This is a genomic window from Pseudonocardia sp. HH130629-09, from assembly GCF_001294645.1.
GTDB lineage: Bacteria > Actinomycetota > Actinomycetes > Mycobacteriales > Pseudonocardiaceae > Pseudonocardia.
Genome location: NZ_CP011868.1, coordinates 3,635,862 through 3,657,332, shown reverse-complemented (window position 1 = coordinate 3,657,332; position 21,471 = coordinate 3,635,862). Strand labels below are relative to the sequence as shown.

Below are 21,471 nucleotides of genomic sequence, written 5' to 3'. Positions count from 1 at the left end.
GTGATCGAGGGGACCCCAGCCCCGTCGGAGAGGCAGTCGTGAACCGACCCCACACACCGCCGCCGGACGACGACCACACCGCTCGCACCCATCGTCTCCCGGCCGCCACGCAGCGGATCCCGGTGCCGCCCACCCAGCAGCTCCCGGCCAGCACCGAGGTCATGCCGGAGTCCCCGCAGGACGGGCCGACCCGCGCGATGCGTCAGATCCGGGCCCGCACCGAGGACGGCGCCTGGCCGGCCATTCCGATGCTGCCGGTGATCCGGCCCGACGAGTCCGAACCGCTGTCGGAGGTCGACCGGGTCCACGGGCACCGCGGGATGCGCCGGCTGCGCGAGACCATCGAGCGGCTGGAGGACCCGGCCGTGCCGGCCTGGCCCCAGCCCGACCAGCGCGACTGAGCCCGACCACCGCGGCCGAGCTCGGCCATCGGCCCCGACGTAGGGTCGGTGACGTGCCGTTCCAGCCTCCCGCACCGCATCCGTCCGGTGCCCGGCCCCCGGCGATCCCGCCGGAGCTGGTGCCGGGCCACGTCGCCCTCGTCATGGACGGCAACGGCCGCTGGGCCAACGCCCGTGGTCTGCCCCGCACGGAGGGGCACAAGCGGGGCGAGGCGTCGCTGATGGACGTCGCCCGCGGCTGCATCGACCTCGGTGTGCGCTGGCTGTCGGCGTACGCGTTCTCCACCGAGAACTGGCGGCGCAGCCCCGACGAGGTCCGGTTCCTGATGGGCTTCAACCGCGACGTCATCCGCCGCCGCGTCGACGAGATGGACGCGATGGGGGTCCGGGTCCGCTGGGCGGGCCGCCGTCCGCGGCTGTGGCGCTCGGTGATCAAGGAGCTGGAGATCGCCGAGGAGCGCACCCGCGGCAACGACGTGCTGAACCTGACCATGTGCGTCAACTACGGCGGCCGCGCCGAGATCGTCGACTCGGTGCGCCAGATCGCCCGGCTCGCCGCCGAGGGCCGGATCAACCCCGACAAGATCGACGAGCGGATGCTGGCCCGCCACCTCGACGAGCCGGACATGCCCGACGTCGACCTGTTCGTGCGCTCCTCGGGGGAGCAGCGGACCTCGAACTTCCTGCTCTGGCAGAGCGCCTACGCCGAGATGGTCTTCCTGGACACGCTGTTCCCGGACTTCGACCGGCGTCACATCTGGCAGGCGATCGAGATCTACGCACGCCGGGACCGGCGTTTCGGCGGGGCCGTGGACGCCGCGACGGGGGACGCCGCGACGGGGGTGACACCGTGACCACCGATGTGATCACGGGGATGCTCGCCATCGCGAAGGGTGCGCTGGAGCGGTTCCACGACGTCACCGCCGCCGACGACGGCGCGCTGACCTTCGCCCACGGCGGCGTGCTGTGCGTGGTGCAGGGGACGGAGCTGGAGGAGGGGCTGCCCGTCCTCAACCTGACCTGCGTCGTGGCGTGGGACCTGCCGGACTCCGCCGACCCGGAGCACGACGTGCCTCGACGGGTCGGGCTCGGGGTGGGGGAGGGCCTGTTCGGCACGCCCCGGGTGGTGCGCGGCGAGCGCGGCTGGGACGTGACGCTGCGCTACGCCTTCCCCGCGGCCGGGCTGGGCGAGGGTCCGATGGGGACGCTGCTCATGCTCGTCGTGTCCTCCGCGTCGAGCATGCGGGCCGAGCTCGTCGGCGGCTGACCGGCCGGTCGGGGCGGTGCCCGCCCCGGCCGCGCGGGTCACTTCTTGCGGTTGGTGCCGAACTCCTCGGCGATCGGTTGACCGGGTCCACGTCCTTCGTGGACTCCGACAGCCCGGGACGGGTGTGCTCGGTGCGCAGCTGCTCGGTCTCCTCGGCCGACTCGTCCGCGGTGTCGCCCGCGGTCTGGCGCGCCGGGTCGTCGTCGGCCAGGTCCACGGCGGCCACCACGTCGGCGATCGAGGCGTAGTGCTCCTCGGCGGGCACCGCCCGCGGGGCCTCGACCGTCGCGGCGTCGGCCTCGTTGCGCTCGGCGGTCCACGCCAGGTCGTCCTTGCCGGCGGGGAACTCGGGGCCGTGCAGGGCGGTGCGGACGGCGTCGGACGTCGCCGTGCGGGTGGTCATCAGGTCACCTCTCGTCGGGATGTGTCCCGACCGGGTAGCCGCTGTGCGCCGGATGATGCATCCGGCGGGGATCAGTTCCCAGGGCCGTCCGCGGTGCCGTCCCGGGTCACCGCGTCCTCCGGGACCGCCTCGCCGCTGCCGTCGAGGTGCACCAGCGGCAGCCCCTCCAGCTGGCCCGCGGTCATCCCGTGCGCGACGCCGAGCACGTCGTTCTGGGACTTCTTCATCCGGGCGTCCACCAGGCCGGACAGGCTGTAGGCGACCCGGCCGAGCAGCCGGACCGTCGTCTCGTCGACGAGCGGGCGCGGGGTGGAGACGACGGCGACGCCCCGGGGTGTCCCGTCGTTGGACTGGGCCACGCCGATCGAGTACGACTCGCGCGGGTTCACGTGCCGGGAGGCGTAGTGGTCGCGGAGCTTGAACACCATGTCGTGGAACCCGCTGACGTCCCCGTCGAGCTCCAGCGACGTCAGGTCGTCGGTGGTCATCGTCTTCGTCCGGCCGGAGAAGCACCGCACGTAGCCGATCAGGGCGCCGGTCCAGAGTGCCTCGACCAGCGCCGGGTCGGCGTCCACCCGCACCGGCCCGGACTCGGGCCCGCCCAGGGCGGTGACCAGGTGCTCGCAGCAGCGCAGCACGTACTGCAGGTCCTCGAAGACGGCGGCGAGCTGGGCCAGCTCGCCGGACTCCGGGACGTCGATCCGCCGGACCGTGGTGGGCGCGGGGTGCGTGTCCGTCATCGGTCAGACGCTATCCGGGGTGGCGATGCTCACGTGTCTCCATCTGAGACGGTCTGCTAGCTTCGTCGTCGAAGGTCACGAGTGCCAGCGCGAAGCCCCGGCTCGCTGGACGGCAACCCTCCTCCGCGGCGGGGTGCCCCGGGTGATGACCGGGCCGCCGCGACACCCGCAGTCGGCAAGCGCGGATCCGTGCGCCACGCCGGGTCCCCGAGATCGGCCGGAGGCCCGGTCATGACCCTCGCCCTGCCACGTCCCGTCCAGGACGCCCTGCCCCGCGTCGTCGGTTCGGACCTCACGGTCCCGCTCGTCGACGGCCGGTGGGCCCGCTACAGCGACCTCGACTGCGCCGCGTCGGCGCCTGCGCTGGAGCCGGTCGCCGCGCACGTCGCCGAGGTGCTGCCGTACCACGGCAGCGTGCACCGCGGCGCCGGCTGGACCTCGAAGGTCTGCACCGCGCTCGTGGAGAACGCCCGCGCCGACGTCGCCCGGTTCGTCCGGGCCCGCGCCGACGACGTCGTGGTGTTCACCCGCAACACCACCGACGCGCTCAGCCTGCTCGCCCGCGCCGTCCCCGGCCCGGTGGTGACCCTGGACCTGGAGCACCACGCGACGCTGCTGGCCTGGCGTGACCGCGAGCACCGCGTCGTGCCCGCCGCCGCCACCCTGGCCGCGACGCTCGATGCGTTGCGGGCCGAGCTCGCCGCCCGTCCCGACGCCGCGCTGGTCGCGGTCACCGGGGCGTCCAACGTGACCGGCGAGCTCCTCCCGGTCGCCGAGATCGCGCGGATCGCGCACGCCGCGGGTGCCCGGCTGTGCGTCGACGCCGCCCAGCTCGCACCGCACCGGCGCGTCGACCTGGCCGGGTGGGACGCGGACTACGTCGCGCTGTCCGGGCACAAGCTCTACGCGCCCTACGGCGCCGGGGTCCTCGTCGGCCGCCGGGACTGGCTCGACGCCGCCGAACCGCACGTCGCGGGCGGGGGAGCGGTCCGCTCCGTGTCCGTCGCCGACGGCCCGGGCGGCGGCACGGTCACGGAGTGGCTGCCGTCGCCGCAGCGGCACGAGGGCGGCACCCCGAACGTGCTCGGTGCCGCCGCGCTCGGAGCGGCCTGCCGGAGCCTGGACCCGCTGATCGACGTCATCGTGCCCGCTCACGAGCGCGAGCTGGCCGACCGCCTGCACGCCGGCCTGGCGACGGTCCCCGGCCTGCGGACCCTGTCCTGCTTCGACGACGCGGGCGACCGCACCGCGACCGTCTCGTTCACCCTGCGCGAGCTGCCCGCCGGGCTGGTCGCGGCGGCGCTGTCGGCCGAGTACGGCATCGGGGTCCGCGACGGCCGGTTCTGCGCCCACCCGCTGCTGGCGCGGCTCACCGGCGGCCGCGACGCCGTGCGCGCGTCGCTGGGCCTGCGCACCGGCTCCTCCGACGTCGACCGGCTGGTCGACGCGCTGACCGATCTGGCACGGCGCGGCCCGGCCTGGACCTACGCGCTCGTCGACGGCCGGTGGGCGCCGACCCCGGACCCGCGCCCGGCGGACCCGTTCACCCGCGACCGGGAGCGGCCCGCCGTCCCCGGCTGCGGGGACTGAGCCCGGTCTCAGCCCGCTGAGCAGCGGCCGCAGAGGCCGAAGACCTCGAGGGTGTGCGACACCTCGGTGAAGCCGTGCTTCTGGGCGACCGACTCGGTCCAGGACTCCACCGCCGGACCCTCGATCTCGACGGCGGCGCCGCACCGGCGGCACACGAGGTGATGGTGGTGGTGCTCGGTCTCGCAGCGCCGGTAGACGGCCTCGCCGGACGCGACCCGCAGCACGTCGACCTCGCCGCCGTCGGCAAGGGTCTGCAGGGTCCGGTAGACCGTGGTCAGGCCGATGCCCTCGCCGGCGCGCCGCAGCTCCTCGTGGATCTCCTGGGCGGACCGGAAGTCGTCCAGCCGGTCCAGCAGCGCGGTGACGGCGGCCCGCTGCCGGGTGGCGCGGATGCCGCGCGGCCCGGCGGTGGACCGCTCCGTGACCGCCGCCGCGGTCGTCCGGCCGGTCGTCTCCGTCACGTGTCCTCCTCGACGTGGGCGACGGCGTCCACCACGATGTGCGCCAGGTGGTCGTCCACCAGCGAATACAGCACCTCGCGGCCCTTCCGCTCGCTCTCGACCACCCCGGCGGCCTTGAGGACCCGCAGGTGCTGGCTGATCAGAGGCTGGGTGACCCCGAGCGCGTCCACCAGGTCGTGGACGCACCGCGAGTGTTCCAGCAGCTGCAGGACGATGGCGATCCGGACCGGTGCGGCGAGTGCCCGCAGCAGGTCGCCCGCGGCGGCCAGCGTGCGCGGGTCGCGGGTCGGGCCCGGCTCGGGCGCGGGGTGGTGGTCGTCGTCCGCGCCCGGGCCGGCTCCCGGTGCGTGCGTGGTCTGGGCTGCGGCAGACATGTGGTGGACCCGTCCGTTCCCCCGGAGGCGGCGGCCACACCCTCCGGCGCTGCTGTGCCGTACAGGCCGCACCGACATGGTAGGCGTGTTCGTTATCGTCGCGTCGTGCTGCTGGTCTGCCGCTTCCGCGTGTCTCCCTCCGAGGAGGCCGCGTTCACCGCGCGTGTGGCCCGCGCCCTGGAACTCCTCGCCGCCCGGCCGGGCTGCCGCGGGGGTGAGGCGGGCCGAGCGATCGAGGACGCCGGGCAGTGGGTCCTGACCGTCCGCTTCGACTCCGTCGACGCCTACCGGCGTGCCCTGGGGCCGTTCGAGGTCCGCGAGCACGTGCACCCGCTGCTGGCCGAGGCCGACACGACCACCGAGGCGACCTACGAGTCCCTGGTGACGGTGACCCCCGGCGCCGCGCCCGTCCACCACCCCAGCCTGTTGAGCTGACCCTCGGACCTCGCACACCGTCCTGCGACCTCGCAGCCGTTGCACACGGTGCGAGGTCGCAGGAACCTGTGCGAGGTGCAGCGGGGCCGCGTTGTCCACAGCGCGCGCTCGACGCCCGCCGTGAGCCGGGACCGTCCACAGCCGGCCGGGTGACGGGCTTCCTCCGCTCCCGGTGCACGGCGACGGTGGGGACATGGACCGCGACCCGCGACCGGCGCCCGGAACGCCCGCCCCGGTGCTGCGCCGGGACCTGGTCGCGGCGGGAGTGGGCGACGACGAGCTCCGCAGGCTCAGGGTCTCGGGCCGGCTCGTCCGGCTGCGCCGGGGCGCCTACGTCGGAGCCGGGGACCTCGGACCGGTGGAACGACACCGGCATACGGTGCGTGCGGCGGTCCGCACCCTGTCCCCGGACGCGGTGTTCAGCCACGTCTCGACGGCCGCGATGCACGGGATCGGGCTGTGGCGGGTCCCGCTCGACCGGGTGGAGGTGACCAGGAACCGGCGCAGCGGTGCGCGGACGGCGCCGTCGGCGCGATTCCACGCGGCGACGCTCGCCGCGGACGAGATCACCGTCGTCGACGGCGTCCCGGTGACGACGGTCGCGCGTACGGTCGTCGACCTGGCCCGCTCCCTGCCCTTCGTCGTGGCGGTCGCGGTCACCGACGCCGCGCTCCACGCCGGAGCCGTCACCGCCGACGAGCTCGCCGTCGCCGTGGCCCGGTCCGCGCGGCGTCCCGGCACCCCGGCCGCCCGCCGGGTGCTCGCCGCGGCACGACAGTGCTGCCTGCGGGCCGACGGCGGCGCGGACGGCCCGGGGGAGACTCGCAGCAGGCTCCTCCTCCACTCCTGCGGCCTGCCCGCACCGGCTATCCAGCAGGAGCTGCGGGATCCGGCGGGAGGGTTCCTCGGTCGGGTCGACTTCTGGTGGGAGCAGGCCCGGGTGGCGGGGGAGTTCGACGGGCGCATCACAAGTACGGTCGGCGGCTCGCCCCCGGCGGCGACGTCGAGGAGGTCCTGTGGCGGGAGAAGCTGCGGGAGGACGCGAGCCGGGCAGAGGGCGTCGCGGTGGTGCGCTGGGTGTGGGCCGACCTGCGCAGCGCGGCGTCGTTCGCCCCGACCGTCGCCCGCCTGCACCGCGCCCTCGACCGTGCCGGGTGAGCGCCCGACCTCGCAGACCGTTCCGCGACCTCGCAGCCCCTGCAGGGTCTGCGCGGTCGCAGGAACCTGTGCGAGGTCGGTCGGGCGGAGCCACCGCGGCGGGGTCGCGGACAGGGGCAGGGAGTGGGGATACATGGCGGGTCGGTAATCTGGGATGCCCCGTATCCGGGGACCTCCGAACCACCTTCTCTGGAGCGCCGCCAGTGGCCAGCAAGCCCACCTCAGCCAAGATCGAGACCATCGTCGCGCTGACCAAGCGGCGCGGATTCGTCTTCGCCTCCGGTGAGATCTACGGCGGTACCCGGTCGGCGTGGGACTACGGACCCCTCGGCGTCGAGCTGAAGGACAACATCAAGCGCCAGTGGTGGAAGAGCATGGTGACCGGCCGCGACGACGTCGTCGGCCTGGACTCCTCGGTCATCCTCCCGCGCCAGACCTGGGTCGCCTCGGGCCACGTCGGCACCTTCTCCGACCCGCTGGTCGAGTGCGAGTCCTGCCACAAGCGCTACCGCGCCGATCAGCTCGCCGAGGAGTTCGCCGAGCGCAAGGGCCGCGACCCGGAGCAGGCCGACCAGAACGACCTCTCCGAGGTCCCCTGCCCGAACTGCGGCACCCGCGGCCGGTTCACCGCGCCCCGCGAGTTCAACATGATGCTCAAGACCTTCCTCGGCCCGGTGGAGTCCGAGGAGGGGCTGCACTACCTGCGCCCGGAGACCGCGCAGGGCATCTTCGTGAACTTCCTGAACGTGCAGACGACCTCGCGCAAGAAGCCGCCGTTCGGCATCGGCCAGATCGGCAAGAGCTTCCGCAACGAGATCACCCCGGGCAACTTCATCTTCCGCACGCGCGAGTTCGAGCAGATGGAGATGGAGTACTTCGTCGAGCCCGGCAGCGACGAGGAGATCCACCAGTACTGGATCGACGAGCGCACCCGCTGGTACACCGACCTGGGCATCTCCTCGGAGAACCTGCGGCACTACGAGCACGCCAAGGAGAAGCTCTCCCACTACTCGAAGCGCACCGTCGACATCGAGTACCGGTTCAACTTCACCGGCCAGGAGTGGGGCGAGCTCGAGGGCATCGCGAACCGCACCGACTTCGACCTGACGGCGCACTCGAACCACTCGGGCGTCGACCTGTCGTTCTACGACCAGGCCTCCGACACCCGCTACAAGCCGTACGTGATCGAGCCCGCCGCCGGTGTCGGCCGGTCGATGATGGCGTTCCTGATCGAGGCCTACACCGAGGACGAGGCGCCCAACGCCAAGGGCGGTGTGGACAAGCGCGTCGTGCTGAAGCTCGACCGGCGGCTCGCACCGGTCAAGGCCGCGGTGCTGCCGCTGTCGCGCAACGCGGACCTGTCGCCGAAGGCGAAGGACCTGGCCGCGCAGCTGCGGAAGAACTGGAACGTCGACTTCGACGACGCCGGCGCCATCGGCCGCCGGTACCGCCGCCAGGACGAGATCGGCACCCCGTTCTGCATCACGGTCGACTTCGACACCCTCACCGACCAGGCGGTGACGATCCGCGAGCGCGACTCGATGGCGCAGGAGCGGGTCGCCCTCGACCAGGTCGAGACCTACCTGGCGACGCGCCTGCTCGGCTGCTGAGACGACGCTGGGACCAACCCGCGCCACGAACGCCCCCGCCCGGATCCCGGGTGGGGGCGTTCGTCGTCGAAGGCGTCAGCGCCGGTAGGCCAGCAGCTGCACGCCCAGCTCGGCCTCGGTGCGGCGCACCTCCTCCAGCTGCTCGGCGGACAGCGTGGCGTAGGGCGACTCGGGTCGGTAGGCCACGAGCGGGCCGCCGATGCGGTCCTCGAGCTGCCTCAGCCTGGCCAGTGCCGCCTCGTCGAGATCGGCGGGGCGCAGCGTCGGAGCGGTCATCACAACCTCCGTGGGTGATCGGGAGGCGACCCAGGGTAGGGCCGTCTCGGACCGGGCGCAGCTCGGGCACCCCGGTCCGGGACGTGCTCCTACACCGGCTCCGGCAGCAGGCGTTCCACCAGGTCGGACAGGGTGACGATGCCGACCGGGCGGCCGTCGGACTCCACCAGCGCCAGGTGCGCACGCTGCTCGCGCATCGTGTTCACCGCGGTGTGGTACTGCGTGTCCGCCGGCAGGGTGAGGACCGGGCGCATCAGGTCGCGGGCCCGGGTCCCCGGTGCGCGCGTCAGCGTGTCGCGGACGTGCACGTAGCCCACCGGGGCGTCGCCGTCGCGCACGATGAGGCGCAGGTGGCCGGTGCGCCGGCAGGTCTCCTGCACAGTGGCGACGTCGTCGTCGGCCGAGACCCCGGACGGCTCGCGTGCGAGGTCGCCCAGCGGGGTGCGTTCCAGCTCCAGCGCGGTGACCAGCTGGTTGCGACGCCCCTCGTCGAGGGTCCCGGTCTTCGCCGAGTGGTCGACCAGCTGACGCAGGTCGTCGGCGTTGCGGCCGGAGGCCATCTCGTCCACCGGCTCGACCCCGCACATCCGCAGGCAGCGGTTGGCGACGCCGTTGAGCAGGAGCAGCAGCGGCCGGGCCACCACCATGAACGCGCGCATCGGGATCGCCAGCATGATCGCCGACTTCTCCGGGTGCGAGATCGCCCAGGACTTCGGGGCCATCTCGCCGACGACCAGGTGCAGGAACGTCACCACGGTCAGCGAGATGACGAACGAGGCCACCCCCGCGATCCCACCGGGGAGGCCCCAGCCCTCCAGGACCGGGCGCAGCGCGTAGTCCACGGCCGGCTTGGTGATCGCACCGAGTCCCAGTACGCACAGCGTGATCCCGAGCTGGGACCCCGCCAGGAGCAGTGAGATGTCCTTGGCGCTGCGCAGCGCCGCGCGCGCCGAGGCCGAGGTCTGCGCGGCCTCCTCCAGGCGGTAGTTCCGGGCGGCGACGAGCGCGAACTCGACGGCCACGAAGAACGCGCTCGCCGCGACGAGCAGGATCGACGCCACGATCTCGAAGGCACTCATGCCCGGACCTCCCGCTCGTCGCCGTCCTGCCCGGAACCGGCGGTCACCGGCTCGGTCCACTCCAGGCGGACCGAGGCCGGCACCCGGCGGTCGACCACCTGCACGACCAGGCGCAGGGCGCGGTCCTCGTCGTCGGGGCCCTCGGCGGGGATGGTCACGACGACCGCGTCCCCGACGTCCGGGAGCCGTTGCAGCTCGGCCATCACCAGGCCGCCGACGGTCTGGTAGTCGCCCTCCGGCAGCTCGGCGTCGATGAGCCGGCCGACCTCGTCGACGTGCCGGTCGCCCGGCACGACCCAGCCGTCGTCGGACTGCAGTGCCTGGTCCGTCCCGGCCTGGTCGTGTTCGTCGGTGATCTCACCGACGAGCTCCTCGGCGACGTCCTCGACGGTGATGACACCGGCGAGGCCGCCGTACTCGTCGAGTACGCAGGCCAGCTCCTCGCCGTCGGCCCGCAGCTGGGCCAGCACCTGGGGCAGCGGCAGCGACGACGGCACGAGTACCGGCGCCCGCATCAGGTCCGACACCGGAACCTGGTCGAACGGCCGGTCGTCGCGTTCGGCGAGGGCGAGCACGTCCTTCAGGCAGACCACGCCGACCAGCTCCAGCGCGTTGTCCGTGTCGGTCGCGTCGGCGGGCGGCCCGAGCACCGGATAGCGGGAGTGCGACGCGGCCATCTGCCCGATCAGGCTCTCGACGGTGGCGTCGGACCGCACCCAGGACACCCGCGGCCGCGGGATCATCGCGGCCCGCGCGGTGCGGTCGCCGAAGTCGACCGCGCGGTCCAGCAGGGTCGCGAGCTCCGGGTTGAGGTCACCCGAGTCCTTCGAATCGTCGATGATCGCCTCGAGGTCGCGGGGGGTCGCGGAGTGCTCGACGTCGTGCACCGGTTCGATCCGCAGCGCCCGCAGCAGGGCGTTGGACGCGGCGTCGAAGATCCGGATGAGCCAGCCGAACAGGGCGAGGTAGGTCTTGGTGGACAGCGCCAGCCAGCGTGCGACCGGCTCCGGCCGGGCGATGGCGAGGTTCTTCGGGAACAGCTCGCCGAAGACCATCTGGACGACGGTCGCGAACAGCAGCGCGAAGGTGATGCCGATCGCCAGGCCGACCCCCTGCGGCACGTCGGCCAGACCGAGCAGCTCGGCGATGCCGTTGCCGATCAGCGGCTCGGAGACGTAACCGACGAGCAGACCGGTGACGGTGATGCCGAGCTGGGCGCCCGACAGCATGAACGAGGTGCGTCGGGTGATGTCGAGGGCGCGGGTCGCGCCGGTGTCGCCCTCGGCCGCGCGGGCCTTGAGGCGGGACCGGTCGACGGCCATGTAGCCGAACTCCTGGGCCACGAAGTAGCCGGTCAGCGCGGTGATCGCGACGACGACCAGGATACCCAGGAGGATGCCGAGGATCGTGGTGATCACCGGGAGGTCACCGCCCGGGTCTCGGGCCCGGCGGCGACGAGCGCGGCGCGGGCGGGGACGGGAACGGTGCGGGGTCGCCGGCCGTCACGGGGACGGTCGGCGTGCGGACTGCAGGTGGGGTCCATGACTCCTGACTCGCGGTCTGATGGGTGTACGTGGCGTTCAACGTGTGCCGGAATCGTACGGTTCCGGAACGCTGCCGTCGCGCTGATCACTCTCTCATGGCCCGAACGGCGGTACCGGTGTCCGACGCGCCGGCGTGGCGGACCGTCCCGTCGGGGCCACGTCCCGCCCGTTCTCAGCTCACCGTCAGGCCCCGTCGCTACCCTGGCGACCGTGAGCACCTCGGCGACCTCCTCCGCGGCACGGCCACCGGCCGACCCCCGTCGTGAGCTGGGCGCGGCCCTGCGCCGCTGGGCGGTGACCGGCGGGACGGGGATCGGTGTCGTCCGGGTGCTCGACCGGCACGGGTTCGGCCCCGTCGAGTCCGGCCAGCTGGTCGCGGGCACCACCGACGGCGAGGTCGGCGGCCTGCTCTACCTCGGCGCCCTCGACGACTCCGCGCATCCGCTCGCCGTCGAGGCGGCGTCCGGGGCGGCGACGGTGCGCGAGGCACACGTGGGGGAGTCCTCCGCGGTCGCGGCCGGGCTCGCCTGCGCGGGCGGGGCGACGTTGCTCGCCCACCCGCTGGCCGCTGGTCCCGCCGCCGCGCTCGGGGAGGCGCTGGAGACCGGGCGGCCCGCCGCGCTGCTGTCGGTCGTGGACACCGGCGCGGCCCTGGTCCTGACCGGGCCCGGCCTGGAGGAGGCCACCGGTGACCTCGGCGGGGTCACCGCCGCGGCGGCCGAGCAGACCCGCGCGCTGCTGCGCCGGGGCGCCACGGCCACCGAGCGGCTCGACGTCGACGGCACCGCGGTGCTGGTCGACCTGCTGGTGCCGGTCCCGTCGGTGCTGGTCGTCGGCGAGGGGGCGCTCGGCGCGGCGCTGCAGGCCCAGGCCGGTCTGCTCGGCTGGAGCGCCCGCACCGTCACCACCGTCGAGGACGCGCGTGCCGCCGTCGCCGCCTTCACCGAGGCCGACGTGCTGGTGCTGCTCGACCACGCCCCGGCCTTCGACGCGGTCCTGCTCGACGGCCTGGCCCACGGCCGTGGGTTCCTCGGGGCGCTCGGCTCGCGGCGCACCCAGGCCGCGCGCCGCGAGCGGCTGCTCGCCGCCGGGGTCACCGAGGACACCCTGGCCGCGGTGCACGGGCCGGTCGGTCTCGACCTCGGTGCCCGCACCCCGGCCGAGACCGCGGTGTCGATCGTCGCCCAGGTCGTCGCGCTGCGCGCCGGGCGCTCGGCGTCGGCGCTCGCCTCCTCGGCCGGTCGGATCGGCGGATGACCGGCACCTCGTCGCGGCGCGGGCTCGGCGGCGCCCCGCCGGAGCCAGGTCCGGACCGGCGCACCGTGCGCCGTCCGGTGCGGACCGGCATGACCTGGGGCGCGCGGCTGCTCGTCGGCGGTCTGGTCATGCTCGTCGCGGTGGTCGGGGTGACCGCACTGCGGGTGTGGCAGGTCGCCCGGGACGACGACCAGCGTCCCAGCGACGCCGTCGTCGTGCTCGGCGCGGCCCAGTACAACGGCGAGCCCAGCGCGGTTCTGGCCAACCGGCTCAAGCACGCCGAGCAGCTGTGGCGCGACGGCGTGGCCCCGCGGATCGTCACCGTCGGCGGCGGTCGCACGGGGGACCGGTACACCGAGGCCGAGGCCAGCCGGGACTGGCTGGTCGAGCAGGGCGTGCCGTCCTCGGCGGTCGAGGCCGTCCCCGAGGGTGCGGACACGCTCGGCAGCCTGCAGGCGGTCGCGGCGACCGCGCGGCAGCAGGGCTGGTCCTCGGCCCTGCTGGTGTCCGACCCGTGGCACAGCCTGCGTGCCCGCACCATGGCGCGCGACGCCGGGCTGGAGGCCTACACCTCCCCGACACGCAGCGGCCCGATCGTGCAGACCCGGGAGACCCAGCTGCGCTACATCTACCGCGAGACCGGCGCGCTGTTGTTCTACGAGCTGACCCACGCCTCGGTCGACACTGCGAGCAGCGGGCTGGGATGACCCTCCAGCACGCCCCGGTCGACCCGGGATACACCGCCGCCGACGCGGAGCGCCGCCATCCGGAGGCACCGAAGGGCTCCGGGCTGGGGGAGCGCGGCCGCGTCGAGCGGCGCAGCCCCTACTCCCGCGACCGGGCCCGGGTGCTGCACTCCGCGGCGCTGCGCCGGCTGGCGGGCAAGACCCAGGTGGTCGGGCCGGGGGAGGGTGCCGAGGTCAGCGGCATCCCGCGGACCCGGCTGACGCACTCGCTCGAGGTCGCCCAGATCGGCCGCGGCATCGCCGAGGAGCTGGGGCTCGACCCCGACGTCGTCGACGCCGCCGGGCTGGCCCACGACATCGGCCACCCGCCGTTCGGGCACAACGGTGAGCGTGCGCTCGACGTCGCGGGAGCCGACTGCGGCGGGTTCGAGGGCAACGCCCAGACCCTGCGCATCCTGACCCGCCTGGAGCCCAAGGCCCGCTCCGGCGACGGCCGCGTCCCCGGCGGGCTCAACCTGACCCGGGCGACCCTGGACGCCGCCACCAAGTACCCGTGGCCGCGCCGCGGCGCGGAGCGCAAGTTCGGTGCCTACGCCGACGACCTGCCGGCCCTGGAGTGGGTGCGCGCCGGGGCACGGCCGGGGGTGCGGAGCATGGAGGCCCAGGTGATGGACTGGGCCGACGACGTCGCCTACTCGGTGCACGACGTCGAGGACGCGGTGCACGCCGGCCGGATGGACCTGACGGTGCTGTCCTCGCCGGCCGAGCGCGCGGCGCTCGCGGTGGAGGCGTCGCTGCGCTTCGGCGAGGACGAGGGCGCCTGTGCCGAGGCCGCCGCCCGGCTCGACGCGCTGCCGGTGGTCCGCGCGGTCCGCGGCTTCGACGCCGCCACCGCCGCGGGCGACGACCTGGTCGCGATGAAGCGGATGACCTCCGAGCTGGTCGGCCGGTTCGCCCTCGCCGCGACCGACGCGACCCTGGACACCTACGGCGACGCGCCGCTGGCCCGGCACCGCGCGGACCTGGTGGTGCCGGTCGTCGCCGTGGCGGAGGTCGTGGTGCTCAAGGCGCTGGCCACCCGCTACGTGATGAGCGACCCGCGGCGGCTGGCGATGCAGTCCCGCCAGCGCGACCTGCTGCACGACCTCGTCGCGGCGCTGTACGACCGGGGGCCCGACGCCCTCGACCCGGCCCGCGCGGAGAACTGGAGCGTCGCCCCCGACGACCGGTCGCGGCTGCGCGTCGTGATCGACCAGGTCGCGACGCTGACCGACCCGCAGGCGCACGCCTGGCACCTCACCCTCTGCCGGCCCTGACACCTGCCGGCCCCGAGACGCCGACGGCCCCGCCGTCCGGGTGGGACGGCGGGGCCGGGTGGCCGGGGTCGGTGCGGGGCTCAGCGCAGGGTGATCGCGGGCTTCGCCGCGTCGGCATCGCTGGTCACGGCCCGGGTCGGGCAGGTCCCGAGGACCCGGTCGATCGCGTCGCGCTCGGCGCTGGTCACCCACAGCTTGTACTTCTTCTTCACCGCGACCTGACGCGCGACGTAGGCGCAGCGGTAGCGGCTGTCCGGCGGGAGCCAGGTCGCGGCGTCGCCGTCGCTCTTGCGGCCGTTGGTCGGCCCGTCGACGGCGATCAGGTTCAGCGGGTCGTTCCCGATCTTCTCCCGGGTGGCCGCGTCGAGCTGCTGGGCGCCCTTCTGCCAGGCGTCGGACAGCGCGACGACGTGGTCGATCTGCACCTTCTCGCTGGTGCCCTGGCCGCGGGTGAACGCGATGGTGGTGCCGGTGTAGGAGTCACGCAGCGTCCCGGTCAGCACGACGCAGTCGTGCGTGCCCGCCTTGAACGTCTCGCGGTCCATGTCCCGGGCCAGGACCTGGTTGCGCTGGTCGCAGCCGTCCCGGTCGATGTCGGCCCAGCTGCGCCCGAACTGCTGGCGCGTGTAGCCGGTCTTCGGTGCCCGGCCCTTCACCGCCAGCGTCCTCAGCGTCGCCGACGCGCTGCCCGCGGCCGCATCCTCCACGGTCCCGGAGGTCACCGGGGCGATCGCGCCGACGTCGACGACGCCGGTGTCGAGCGCCGCGTCCAGCACGTCCACGAACGATCCGGGGGATCCGCACCCGGCCAGCACCATCATCGTCGCCAGCAGTCCGGCGACCCGCACACCTCGAACACGCACACCGGAGATGTTCGCGAATGCGAACGCCGGAACCACGCCAACACGCCGCGTGTTCGTCACTCAGGGTGAAGTGACTTGCCAGGTCGGGGTCGGTCCGTTCACAGGGTCGGGGTGGTCGGTGGCCTCGTGATCACGCTCACAGGCCTTCGGGTCACCACGGCCGGGGTGGGGCGGGAGCACGCTCGGGCTACGCGTGCTCGTCGTGACGGCGCCGTCGACCGGCCGTTCCGCCGGTCCGACGCCGGTTCCGGGCCGGCACGCGGCCGGGCCCGGAACCGAGATCAGGCGTTGATCGCCGCCCGGTCGGAGTCGTGCCCGGACTCGACGGCGATCGTCCGCGGCTTGGCCGCCTCGGCGACCGGGATGCGGATGCGCAGCACCCCGGCGTCGTACGACGCGTGGATGGAGGACGTGTCGAGGTTGTCGCCCAGGGACAGCTGGCGGGCGAACACGCCGTAGGCCCGCTCGGAGGCGACCCACTCGACCTGGTCGGTCCCGGCGTTGGCGGGCCGCCGCTCCGCCGTGACCGTCAGGGTGTTGCGCTCGAGGAGAGATCGACGGCGTCCGGGTCGATGCCGGGGAGGTCGAACTCCACGAACTCGTCACCGTGACGCCAGGCGTCCATCGGCATCGCCGCCGGGCGCGACCAGGTGCCGCCGGACTCGAACGCCTGCGAAGCGATGCGGTCCAGGGCTCGGAACGGGTCGGTACGCAGCGGCATCTCGAACCACTCCCTTCCAGCCGTGCCGGTTCACGACCGACCGGCTGACTCCTCGTTGTCCTTCGTCATGTCGGTCCTCCGGAGTCCCGCTCCGTATAACTACAGCTATAGCTGGAGATTTTCTGTTGTCAAGGGCTGCTCTGGATTCGTGTCGCCGAGCTCGGTGCGCAGGCGCGCGAGCTCCGTGCGCAGGCGCTCGATCTCGCGGTGTGCCGCGCCGAGGCGGTTCTCGCTGTCGGCGAGCTCGCCGCGCAGTCGGTCGATCCAGGACGCCGAGCCCAGCGGATGCCCGTCGTCCAGCAGGGTGCGCAGGCGCGCGGCCTGCTCCAGCTGGTTGCGCGGGTAACGGCGGTGCCCGCCCGGGGAGCGGTGCGGGTTCACCACGCCCGCGCTGTCGAGGCTGCGCAGGAACGCGGGCTCGACCTCCAGTAGGTACGCGGCCTGGCCCATCGCGACGGTCGGGTAGTCGGGGTCGTCGAGCCGGTCCAGTGCCATGTCGGTTCCTCCCTCGCGGTCCGCGGCGCACGCTCGGGTACCGGAGCAGGTCGTCCTCGAACCTGAGTGTGGCCACGTGATGGCGAAAATCTTAACTACACGATAGAGATATGGGGGAGACGACGATCCGGAAGGAGAACGCGACGAACAGGAGCAGGGTCCGCACCGACCGCCCCCGCGAGGACGTCCTCCGCGTCCGCGTCGACGGCGAGCTGGACGCGGCGGCAGGTGCGTCACTGCTGCGCCAGGCCGACGCGCACCTCGCCGTCGCCGGTGCCGGGTGGTCGCGGGTCCGGCACGTCCTGGTCGATCTCGGTACCGGGTTCACCGCGCGCGGCGCGTGGGCGCTGCACGATCTGCGGCACGTGGCCCGCAACCGCGGCCTGGACGTCCGGCTGATCGGCGCCGCCCGCGTCGCGCCGCGGACGGTGCCGGGCGTCCGGGCGGTACTGCACGGGATGCGCAACCACCCGGACCTGGACTCCGCGCTCGCCGAGCTGCCGCCGTCGGTCGTCGTCGCGGCCTGATCGGACCGGGGTGGGGTGAGGCTCCCCCCACCCCGGCTTGCCCCGGTCGTTAGCACTGCGATGAAGTGAAGGCGTGACCTCCTCGCGTTGGCTCGTCCCGGTGCTGGCCGTGCTCTTCGTGCCGCTCTGGGCGTCCGGCTTCATCGCCGGCAAGATCGCGACCGGCTCCACCGACGTCCCCGCGGTCCTGTTCTGGCGGTTCGTGATCGCGCTGGTCGTGATGCTCGTCGCCGTCGCCGTGCAGCGGCCGGGCCTGCCGCGCGGCCGGGCCTGGCTGCACCTCGCGGTCACGGCGTTGCTGCTGCAGGTCGGGCAGTTCAGCTTCGTCTACAGCGGGCTCGCCTCGGGCGTCCCTGCCGGGCTGTCGAGCCTCATCCTCGGGATGGCGCCGTTGCTGGTCGGGCTGCTGACCCCGTTGCTGCTGGCGACCCGCCTGGGCGTCGGACCGGTGCTGGGCCTGCTGATCGGCGCCACCGGCGTCTACGTCGTACTGGCCGACGACCTCGGTGCCGGTCTCGGCGGCAACCTCGTCTTCCCGGTGCTGGGCATGCTGTCGCTGACGGCCGGCACGCTCTACCAGAAGCGGTTCAACGACGGCACGCCCGTGGTGACCAGCGTCGTGGTCCAGATGGCCACCTCGCTGGTCGCGACCCTGGTCGCCTGGCCGTTCCTCGGTGCGGACTGGCTGCCCCGGGCACCGTCGGGGTGGGCGGCCGTGGCCTTCCTGGGGGTCGTGAACTCGGCGGGCGCCTTCGTGCTGATGTTCGTGCTGCTACGCCTGCGGTCCACGGTCTTCGTGTCGTCGCTGCTGAACCTGGTTCCTGCGACGACGGCGCTGGTCGCCGTGCCCGTGCTCGGGGAGCCGCTCACCGTGCAGGCGGTGCTGGGCCTCGGCATCGCGCTGGTCGGCATGTTCGTCGGCCTGGGTCGGGTGCCCGGCCTGCGCGGTCACCCGGTGACGGCCGACGCCGCCGCCCCGGTGGAGCAGCCGGACACCGGCGCCGCCGCCCCGGTGGAGCAGCCGGACACCGACACCGCCGCACCGCCGGCGGGCGGACCGGGACGCTGGGCCGGAGGCGCCTAGACTGGCCGTCGTGGCAGGACGGATCCGGGACGCCGACATCACCGAGGTCCGCAACCGCACGCGGGTCGAGGAGATCGTCGAGGAGTACGTGGCTCTCCGCCGCGCCGGGGCGGGCTCGCTGAAGGGCCTGTGCCCGTTCCACGACGAGAAGTCCCCGTCGTTCACCGTCCGTCCCTCGCACGGCACGTTCCACTGCTTCGGCTGCGGTGAGCACGGCAGCGTCATCGACTTCGTCATGAAGATGGAGGTCATCGGGTTCCCCGAGGCCGTCGAGCGGCTCGCCGAGCGGTGCGGGGTCCGGCTCACCTACGAGGGCGGCGGCTCCTCGGTGCAGCGCGACCGCGGTACCCGCAGCCGTCTGCTGGAGATCAACAAGAAGGCCCAGGCGTTCTACGCCGAGCAGCTGCGCACCCCCGCCGGGCGGGCTGGGATGCAGTTCCTCGCCGACCGCGGGTTCGACGAGGCCGCCGCGGAGAAGTTCGGCTGCGGCTACGCCCCGGCCGGCTGGGACGTCGTCACCAAGCACCTGCTGTCCCAGGGCTTCCAGCTCGACGAGCTGATCAAGGCGGGCATCTCCAAGGAGGGCCGCCGCGGCGCCATCGACCGCTTCCACCGGCGCCTGCTGTGGCCGATCCGCGACCTGGGCGGCGACGTGGTCGGCTTCGGCGCGCGCCGGCTGTTCGACGACGACGGCATCGAGGCCAAGTACCTCAACACCTCCGAGACACCGGTCTACCGCAAGACCCACGTGCTGTTCGGCCTGGACCAGGCCAAGCGGGAGATCGCGAAGACCCGGCAGGTGGTCGTCGTCGAGGGCTACACCGACGTGATGGCGATGCACCTGGCCGGGGTGACCACGGCGGTCGCTTCCTGTGGCACGGCGTTCGGCACCGAGCACGTCTCGGTCATCCGCAGGCTGATCGGCGACGACTCTTTCGACCGCGGGGAGGTCATCTACACCTTCGACGGCGACGCGGCGGGCCAGAGCGCCGCGATGAAGGCGTTCGAGGGCGACCAGAACTTCGCCGCGCAGACCTTCGTCGCCGTCGCACCGGACGGTCAGGACCCCTGCGACCTGCGCAACAACCACGGCGACGCGGCCGTGAGGGACCTCGTCGCCCGTCGTGAGCCGCTGTTCGAGTTCGCCATCCGCACCGAGCTGCGCAGCCACGACCTCGCCAGCGCCGAGGGCCGGGTCGCGGCGCTGCAGCGGACCGTCCCGCTGGTCGCGCAGATCAAGCGGGAGGACCTGCGGGACGAGTACGCGCGCCGGCTCGCCGGCTGGGTCGGCTGGGACGACATCGCCGTCGTCGTGCGCCGGGTGCGCGAGAGCGCCGGGGTGTCGCCGGAGGGCGGCCGTTTCCGGCGTCGGGCCCCGCTGCCCGCCCCGAAGCGCGACGACACCCAGCTGCACCTGCAGCGCGAGGCGCTCAAGGCGGCCCTGCAGATCCCCGGCGTCGTGGGCCCCGCGTTCGACGAGCTGCCCGAGGCCGGGTTCACCCACCCGCAGCTGGCCGCGGTGCACCGGGCGATCATGGCCGCGGGCGGGGTGTGCGCCGGGCTGGACGGGTCGGACTGGCTCGACGCCGTCGTCGCCGAGAGTGCGGGCGACGACGTGAAACGCCTGGTCAGCGAGCTGGCCGTGGAGGACCTGGAGCTCCCCAAGCGCAACACCGACGAGGTCCGCTACGTCAATGGCGTGCTCGCCGGGGTCCGGCTCGGCCTGGTCGAGCGCGAGATCGCCGACCTCAAGTCGCAGCTGCAGCGCACCAACGCCGAGACCGACCACGACGAGTACATGGACCTGTTCGGGGTGCTCGTCCCGCTGGAGCAGTACAAGATCCAGCTGCGCGAGCAGGCCTCCGGGGTCGCGTCGTGACCGGCTTCTGGTCGCGGTTGCTCGGGCGCGAGCCGGTGCCCGACACGGTCGCCGACGCCCTCGCCGACTCCGAGGCCGTCGTCGCCACCGCGCAGGCCCCGGACGGGATGCTCGTGGTCACCTCGTGGGGGATCTGGCCTCCCGGCGGTGAGCGGCTGGGCTGGCACGAGATCGCGAAGGCGACCTGGGACAAGGTCAGCCTGGTCGTGACGCCGACCTCGGCCGAGCAGATCGCTCCCGGCACCGAGCTGCTGGCCGACGGGCGCCCGCTGCGGTTCCGGCTCGCCGACCCGGGGAAGGTGCCGCAGGCGGTGCAGGAACGGGTCACCCAGTCCATCCGCACCCGCAACCGCCGCGAGTTGCCCGGGGGAGGGGCCTGGGTGCTGCAGCGCCGGGTCCCCGGCCGCGACGGGCTGGTCCTCCAGGTGCGGCCCGACCCGGGCACCGACCCCGTCGCCGCGCGCCGCCTCGCCGAGGGCATCGCCGCCCGCCTGCCGGAGGACCCGTGAGCACCAGCTGGGACCCCGCCCTCTACCGCGCCTTCGACGACCACCGCTCCCGCCCGTTCCTCGACCTGCTGGCCCGGGTGGGGGAGCCCGACCCGGCCCTGAACCGGGTCGTCGACGCCGGCTGCGGTCCCGGCCACCTGACCGGGCTGCTGGCCGACCGCTGGCCGACGGCGACGGTGGAGGCGTTCGACTCTTCCCCGGACATGGTCGCCGCGGCCCGGGCCGCGGGCGTCGACGCCGCACAGGTCGACGTGCGCGACTGGACCCCGCCCCGCGACACCGGGGTGCTCGTGTCCAACGCGGTGCTGCAGTGGGTGCCCGAGCACCCCGAGGTGCTGCGCCGCTGGACGGCCGCGCTGGCGCCCGGTGCGTGGATCGCGGTGCAGGTCCCCGGCAACTTCGACGCGCCCTCGCACGTGCTGACCCGCGAGGTCGCCTCGCTGCCGCACTGGCACGACCGGATCGTGCTGCGCGGCGACGGGACCGTGCTCGACCCGCTCGGCTACGCCGACCTCCTGGCCGCCACGGGCGCCCACGTCGACGTGTGGGAGACGACCTACCTGCAGCGGCTCGACGGCGAGGACCCGGTCCTGCGCTGGATCTCCGGCACCGCCCTGCGCCCGGTCCGCGACGCCCTCGACGACGACGCCTACGACGCGTTCGTCCGCGAGCTCGCTCCTCGGCTGCGCGCGGCCTACCCGCCGAGAGCCGACGGCAGCACCTGGTTCCCGTTCCGCCGCGTCTTCGCGCTCGCCCGCACACGCTGAGCCGCCCCGTCCCGAGCTTCCGGGACGGG

General features: G+C 73.9%; 25 protein-coding genes, 2 pseudogenes and 1 riboswitch. Of the genes and pseudogenes, 16 read left to right on the top strand and 11 right to left on the bottom strand.

Features of this window, described 5'->3' with window-relative positions:
* Nucleotides 1-38: 38 nt before the first annotated feature.
* Genes XF36_RS16725 through XF36_RS16715 form a run of 3 tightly spaced genes read left to right on the top strand, consistent with a single transcriptional unit; the run spans nt 39 to nt 1,668 of the window.
* Nucleotides 39-401, top strand: a complete 363-nt coding sequence (locus tag XF36_RS16725) for a hypothetical protein (RefSeq protein WP_060712709.1) — start codon at nt 39-41, stop codon at nt 399-401.
* A gap of 53 nt (nt 402-454) precedes the next feature.
* Nucleotides 455-1,255, top strand: a complete 801-nt coding sequence (locus tag XF36_RS16720; RefSeq protein ID WP_060712708.1) for an isoprenyl transferase — start codon at nt 455-457, stop codon at nt 1,253-1,255.
* Nucleotides 1,252-1,668: a hypothetical protein gene (locus tag XF36_RS16715; protein WP_060712707.1), complete on the top strand. Its 417-nt coding sequence runs from the start codon at nt 1,252-1,254 to the stop codon at nt 1,666-1,668. Before XF36_RS16720 ends, XF36_RS16715 begins: the two co-directional genes overlap by 4 nt.
* Here the strand turns inward: XF36_RS16715 and XF36_RS16710 are convergent.
* The gene (locus XF36_RS16710) at nt 1,613-2,071 is read right to left on the bottom strand and encodes a DUF2795 domain-containing protein (protein ID WP_060712706.1); all 459 of its coding nucleotides are present in this window, start codon (nt 2,069-2,071) and stop codon (nt 1,613-1,615) included. The two genes, XF36_RS16715 and XF36_RS16710, sit on opposite strands and share 56 nt — an antisense overlap.
* A gap of 71 nt (nt 2,072-2,142) precedes the next feature.
* Entirely contained in the window at nt 2,143-2,811 is a 669-nt protein-coding gene (locus tag XF36_RS16705; protein ID WP_064485444.1) for a hypothetical protein, read from the bottom strand.
* A gap of 73 nt (nt 2,812-2,884) precedes the next feature.
* A riboswitch (SAM riboswitch) is annotated at nt 2,885-2,999 on the top strand.
* Between the two features lie 43 nt (nt 3,000-3,042).
* On the opposite strand from XF36_RS16705, the gene XF36_RS16700 reads away from it, so the two are divergent.
* Complete coding sequence (locus XF36_RS16700) at nt 3,043-4,401, top strand: aminotransferase class V-fold PLP-dependent enzyme (protein ID WP_060712705.1); 1,359 nt, start codon at nt 3,043-3,045, stop codon at nt 4,399-4,401.
* A gap of 8 nt (nt 4,402-4,409) precedes the next feature.
* On the opposite strand, the gene XF36_RS16695 is transcribed toward XF36_RS16700, so the two are convergent.
* Together XF36_RS16695 and XF36_RS16690 are read right to left on the bottom strand one after the other, a co-directional pair.
* Complete coding sequence (locus XF36_RS16695; protein WP_060712704.1) at nt 4,410-4,862, bottom strand: Fur family transcriptional regulator; 453 nt, start codon at nt 4,860-4,862, stop codon at nt 4,410-4,412.
* A complete protein-coding gene (locus tag XF36_RS16690; protein WP_060712703.1) occupies nt 4,859-5,236 on the bottom strand; it encodes an ArsR/SmtB family transcription factor in 378 nt (125 codons plus the stop codon). The genes XF36_RS16695 and XF36_RS16690 overlap by 4 nt, the downstream gene beginning before the upstream one ends.
* 105 nt (nt 5,237-5,341) lie before the next feature.
* Here XF36_RS16690 and XF36_RS16685 point away from each other — a divergent pair, with 105 nt between their 5' ends.
* From XF36_RS16685 to XF36_RS16675, 4 genes and pseudogenes are all read left to right on the top strand, one after another.
* Nucleotides 5,342-5,671 carry an antibiotic biosynthesis monooxygenase family protein gene (locus tag XF36_RS16685; protein WP_060712702.1) on the top strand — a complete coding sequence of 110 codons (330 nt, stop codon included), beginning with the start codon at nt 5,342-5,344 and terminating at the stop codon, nt 5,669-5,671.
* 193 nt (nt 5,672-5,864) lie between these two features.
* Nucleotides 5,865-5,963: pseudogene (locus XF36_RS35680) on the top strand (hypothetical protein); the annotation flags it as partial.
* A 632-nt stretch (nt 5,964-6,595) separates the two neighbouring features.
* Nucleotides 6,596-6,829 carry a hypothetical protein gene (locus XF36_RS31670; protein WP_145981394.1) on the top strand — a complete coding sequence of 78 codons (234 nt, stop codon included), beginning with the start codon at nt 6,596-6,598 and terminating at the stop codon, nt 6,827-6,829.
* Between the two features lie 203 nt (nt 6,830-7,032).
* Nucleotides 7,033-8,439: a glycine--tRNA ligase gene (locus XF36_RS16675; protein ID WP_020624588.1), complete on the top strand. Its 1,407-nt coding sequence runs from the start codon at nt 7,033-7,035 to the stop codon at nt 8,437-8,439.
* Between the two features lie 75 nt (nt 8,440-8,514).
* On the opposite strand, the gene XF36_RS16670 is transcribed toward XF36_RS16675, so the two are convergent.
* The 4 genes from XF36_RS16670 to XF36_RS34885 form a co-directional block, all read right to left on the bottom strand.
* Nucleotides 8,515-8,715 (bottom strand): hypothetical protein, encoded by a 201-nt coding sequence (locus tag XF36_RS16670; RefSeq protein ID WP_020624587.1) that lies wholly within the window; start codon nt 8,713-8,715, stop codon nt 8,515-8,517.
* 89 nt (nt 8,716-8,804) lie between these two features.
* Complete coding sequence (locus XF36_RS16665) at nt 8,805-9,794, bottom strand: hemolysin family protein (RefSeq protein WP_060712700.1); 990 nt, start codon at nt 9,792-9,794, stop codon at nt 8,805-8,807.
* A complete protein-coding gene (locus XF36_RS16660) occupies nt 9,791-11,212 on the bottom strand; it encodes a hemolysin family protein (protein WP_060712699.1) in 1,422 nt (473 codons plus the stop codon). Before XF36_RS16660 ends, XF36_RS16665 begins: the two co-directional genes overlap by 4 nt.
* The gene (locus XF36_RS34885) at nt 11,209-11,337 is read right to left on the bottom strand and encodes a hypothetical protein (RefSeq protein ID WP_255357055.1); all 129 of its coding nucleotides are present in this window, start codon (nt 11,335-11,337) and stop codon (nt 11,209-11,211) included. Before XF36_RS34885 ends, XF36_RS16660 begins: the two co-directional genes overlap by 4 nt.
* Before the next feature lie 211 nt (nt 11,338-11,548).
* Between XF36_RS34885 and XF36_RS16655 the strand changes: the two genes are divergently transcribed.
* From XF36_RS16655 to XF36_RS16645, 3 genes are all read left to right on the top strand, one after another.
* Nucleotides 11,549-12,595, top strand: coding sequence for an XdhC family protein (locus tag XF36_RS16655; protein ID WP_238588917.1), 1,047 nt, complete (start codon nt 11,549-11,551; stop codon nt 12,593-12,595).
* 89 nt (nt 12,596-12,684) lie between these two features.
* Complete coding sequence (locus XF36_RS16650) at nt 12,685-13,302, top strand: YdcF family protein (RefSeq protein WP_043279722.1); 618 nt, start codon at nt 12,685-12,687, stop codon at nt 13,300-13,302.
* A complete protein-coding gene (locus tag XF36_RS16645; protein WP_060712698.1) occupies nt 13,299-14,597 on the top strand; it encodes a deoxyguanosinetriphosphate triphosphohydrolase in 1,299 nt (432 codons plus the stop codon). The genes XF36_RS16650 and XF36_RS16645 overlap by 4 nt, the downstream gene beginning before the upstream one ends.
* 80 nt (nt 14,598-14,677) lie before the next feature.
* On the opposite strand, the gene XF36_RS16640 is transcribed toward XF36_RS16645, so the two are convergent.
* The 3 genes and pseudogenes from XF36_RS16640 to XF36_RS16630 all read right to left on the bottom strand — a co-directional run bounded on the left by XF36_RS16640 (nt 14,678) and on the right by XF36_RS16630 (nt 16,676).
* Entirely contained in the window at nt 14,678-15,460 is a 783-nt protein-coding gene (locus XF36_RS16640) for an HNH endonuclease family protein (RefSeq protein WP_238588916.1), read from the bottom strand.
* A gap of 281 nt (nt 15,461-15,741) precedes the next feature.
* Nucleotides 15,742-16,181 (bottom strand): annotated as a pseudogene (locus tag XF36_RS16635) (Hsp20/alpha crystallin family protein).
* Nucleotides 16,182-16,286: 105 nt separating this feature from the next.
* The gene (locus XF36_RS16630) at nt 16,287-16,676 is read right to left on the bottom strand and encodes a MerR family transcriptional regulator (RefSeq protein ID WP_060712697.1); all 390 of its coding nucleotides are present in this window, start codon (nt 16,674-16,676) and stop codon (nt 16,287-16,289) included.
* 110 nt (nt 16,677-16,786) lie between these two features.
* On the opposite strand from XF36_RS16630, the gene XF36_RS16625 reads away from it, so the two are divergent.
* From XF36_RS16625 to XF36_RS16605, 5 genes are all read left to right on the top strand, one after another.
* A complete protein-coding gene (locus XF36_RS16625) occupies nt 16,787-17,203 on the top strand; it encodes a hypothetical protein (RefSeq protein ID WP_060712696.1) in 417 nt (138 codons plus the stop codon).
* Between the two features lie 73 nt (nt 17,204-17,276).
* Nucleotides 17,277-18,287 (top strand): DMT family transporter, encoded by a 1,011-nt coding sequence (locus tag XF36_RS16620; RefSeq protein WP_060712695.1) that lies wholly within the window; start codon nt 17,277-17,279, stop codon nt 18,285-18,287.
* A gap of 10 nt (nt 18,288-18,297) precedes the next feature.
* A complete protein-coding gene (gene dnaG, locus XF36_RS16615; protein WP_060712694.1) occupies nt 18,298-20,166 on the top strand; it encodes a DNA primase in 1,869 nt (622 codons plus the stop codon).
* The gene (locus XF36_RS16610) at nt 20,163-20,675 is read left to right on the top strand and encodes a hypothetical protein (protein ID WP_060712693.1); all 513 of its coding nucleotides are present in this window, start codon (nt 20,163-20,165) and stop codon (nt 20,673-20,675) included. Before dnaG ends, XF36_RS16610 begins: the two co-directional genes overlap by 4 nt.
* The gene (locus XF36_RS16605; RefSeq protein ID WP_060712692.1) at nt 20,672-21,442 is read left to right on the top strand and encodes a trans-aconitate 2-methyltransferase; all 771 of its coding nucleotides are present in this window, start codon (nt 20,672-20,674) and stop codon (nt 21,440-21,442) included. Before XF36_RS16610 ends, XF36_RS16605 begins: the two co-directional genes overlap by 4 nt.
* The last annotated feature ends 29 nt before the right edge of the window (nt 21,443-21,471 follow it).

Bases quoted from the DNA above. Each gene is read 5' to 3' on its own strand.
- XF36_RS16705 (WP_064485444.1), bottom strand. From the start codon at position 2,811: ATGACGGACACGCACCCCGCGCCCACCACGGTCCGGCGGATCGACGTC.
- XF36_RS16710 (WP_060712706.1), bottom strand. From the start codon at position 2,071: ATGACCACCCGCACGGCGACGTCCGACGCCGTCCGCACCGCCCTGCAC.
- XF36_RS16645 (WP_060712698.1), top strand. From the start codon at position 13,299: ATGACCCTCCAGCACGCCCCGGTCGACCCGGGATACACCGCCGCCGAC.
- XF36_RS16665 (WP_060712700.1), bottom strand. From the start codon at position 9,794: ATGAGTGCCTTCGAGATCGTGGCGTCGATCCTGCTCGTCGCGGCGAGC.
- XF36_RS16700 (WP_060712705.1), top strand. From the start codon at position 3,043: ATGACCCTCGCCCTGCCACGTCCCGTCCAGGACGCCCTGCCCCGCGTC.
- XF36_RS16690 (WP_060712703.1), bottom strand. From the start codon at position 5,236: ATGTCTGCCGCAGCCCAGACCACGCACGCACCGGGAGCCGGCCCGGGC.
- XF36_RS34885 (WP_255357055.1), bottom strand. From the start codon at position 11,337: ATGGACCCCACCTGCAGTCCGCACGCCGACCGTCCCCGTGACGGCCGG.
- XF36_RS16625 (WP_060712696.1), top strand. From the start codon at position 16,787: ATGGGGGAGACGACGATCCGGAAGGAGAACGCGACGAACAGGAGCAGG.
- XF36_RS16670 (WP_020624587.1), bottom strand. From the start codon at position 8,715: ATGACCGCTCCGACGCTGCGCCCCGCCGATCTCGACGAGGCGGCACTG.
- XF36_RS16650 (WP_043279722.1), top strand. From the start codon at position 12,685: ATGACCTGGGGCGCGCGGCTGCTCGTCGGCGGTCTGGTCATGCTCGTC.
- XF36_RS16630 (WP_060712697.1), bottom strand. From the start codon at position 16,676: ATGGCACTGGACCGGCTCGACGACCCCGACTACCCGACCGTCGCGATG.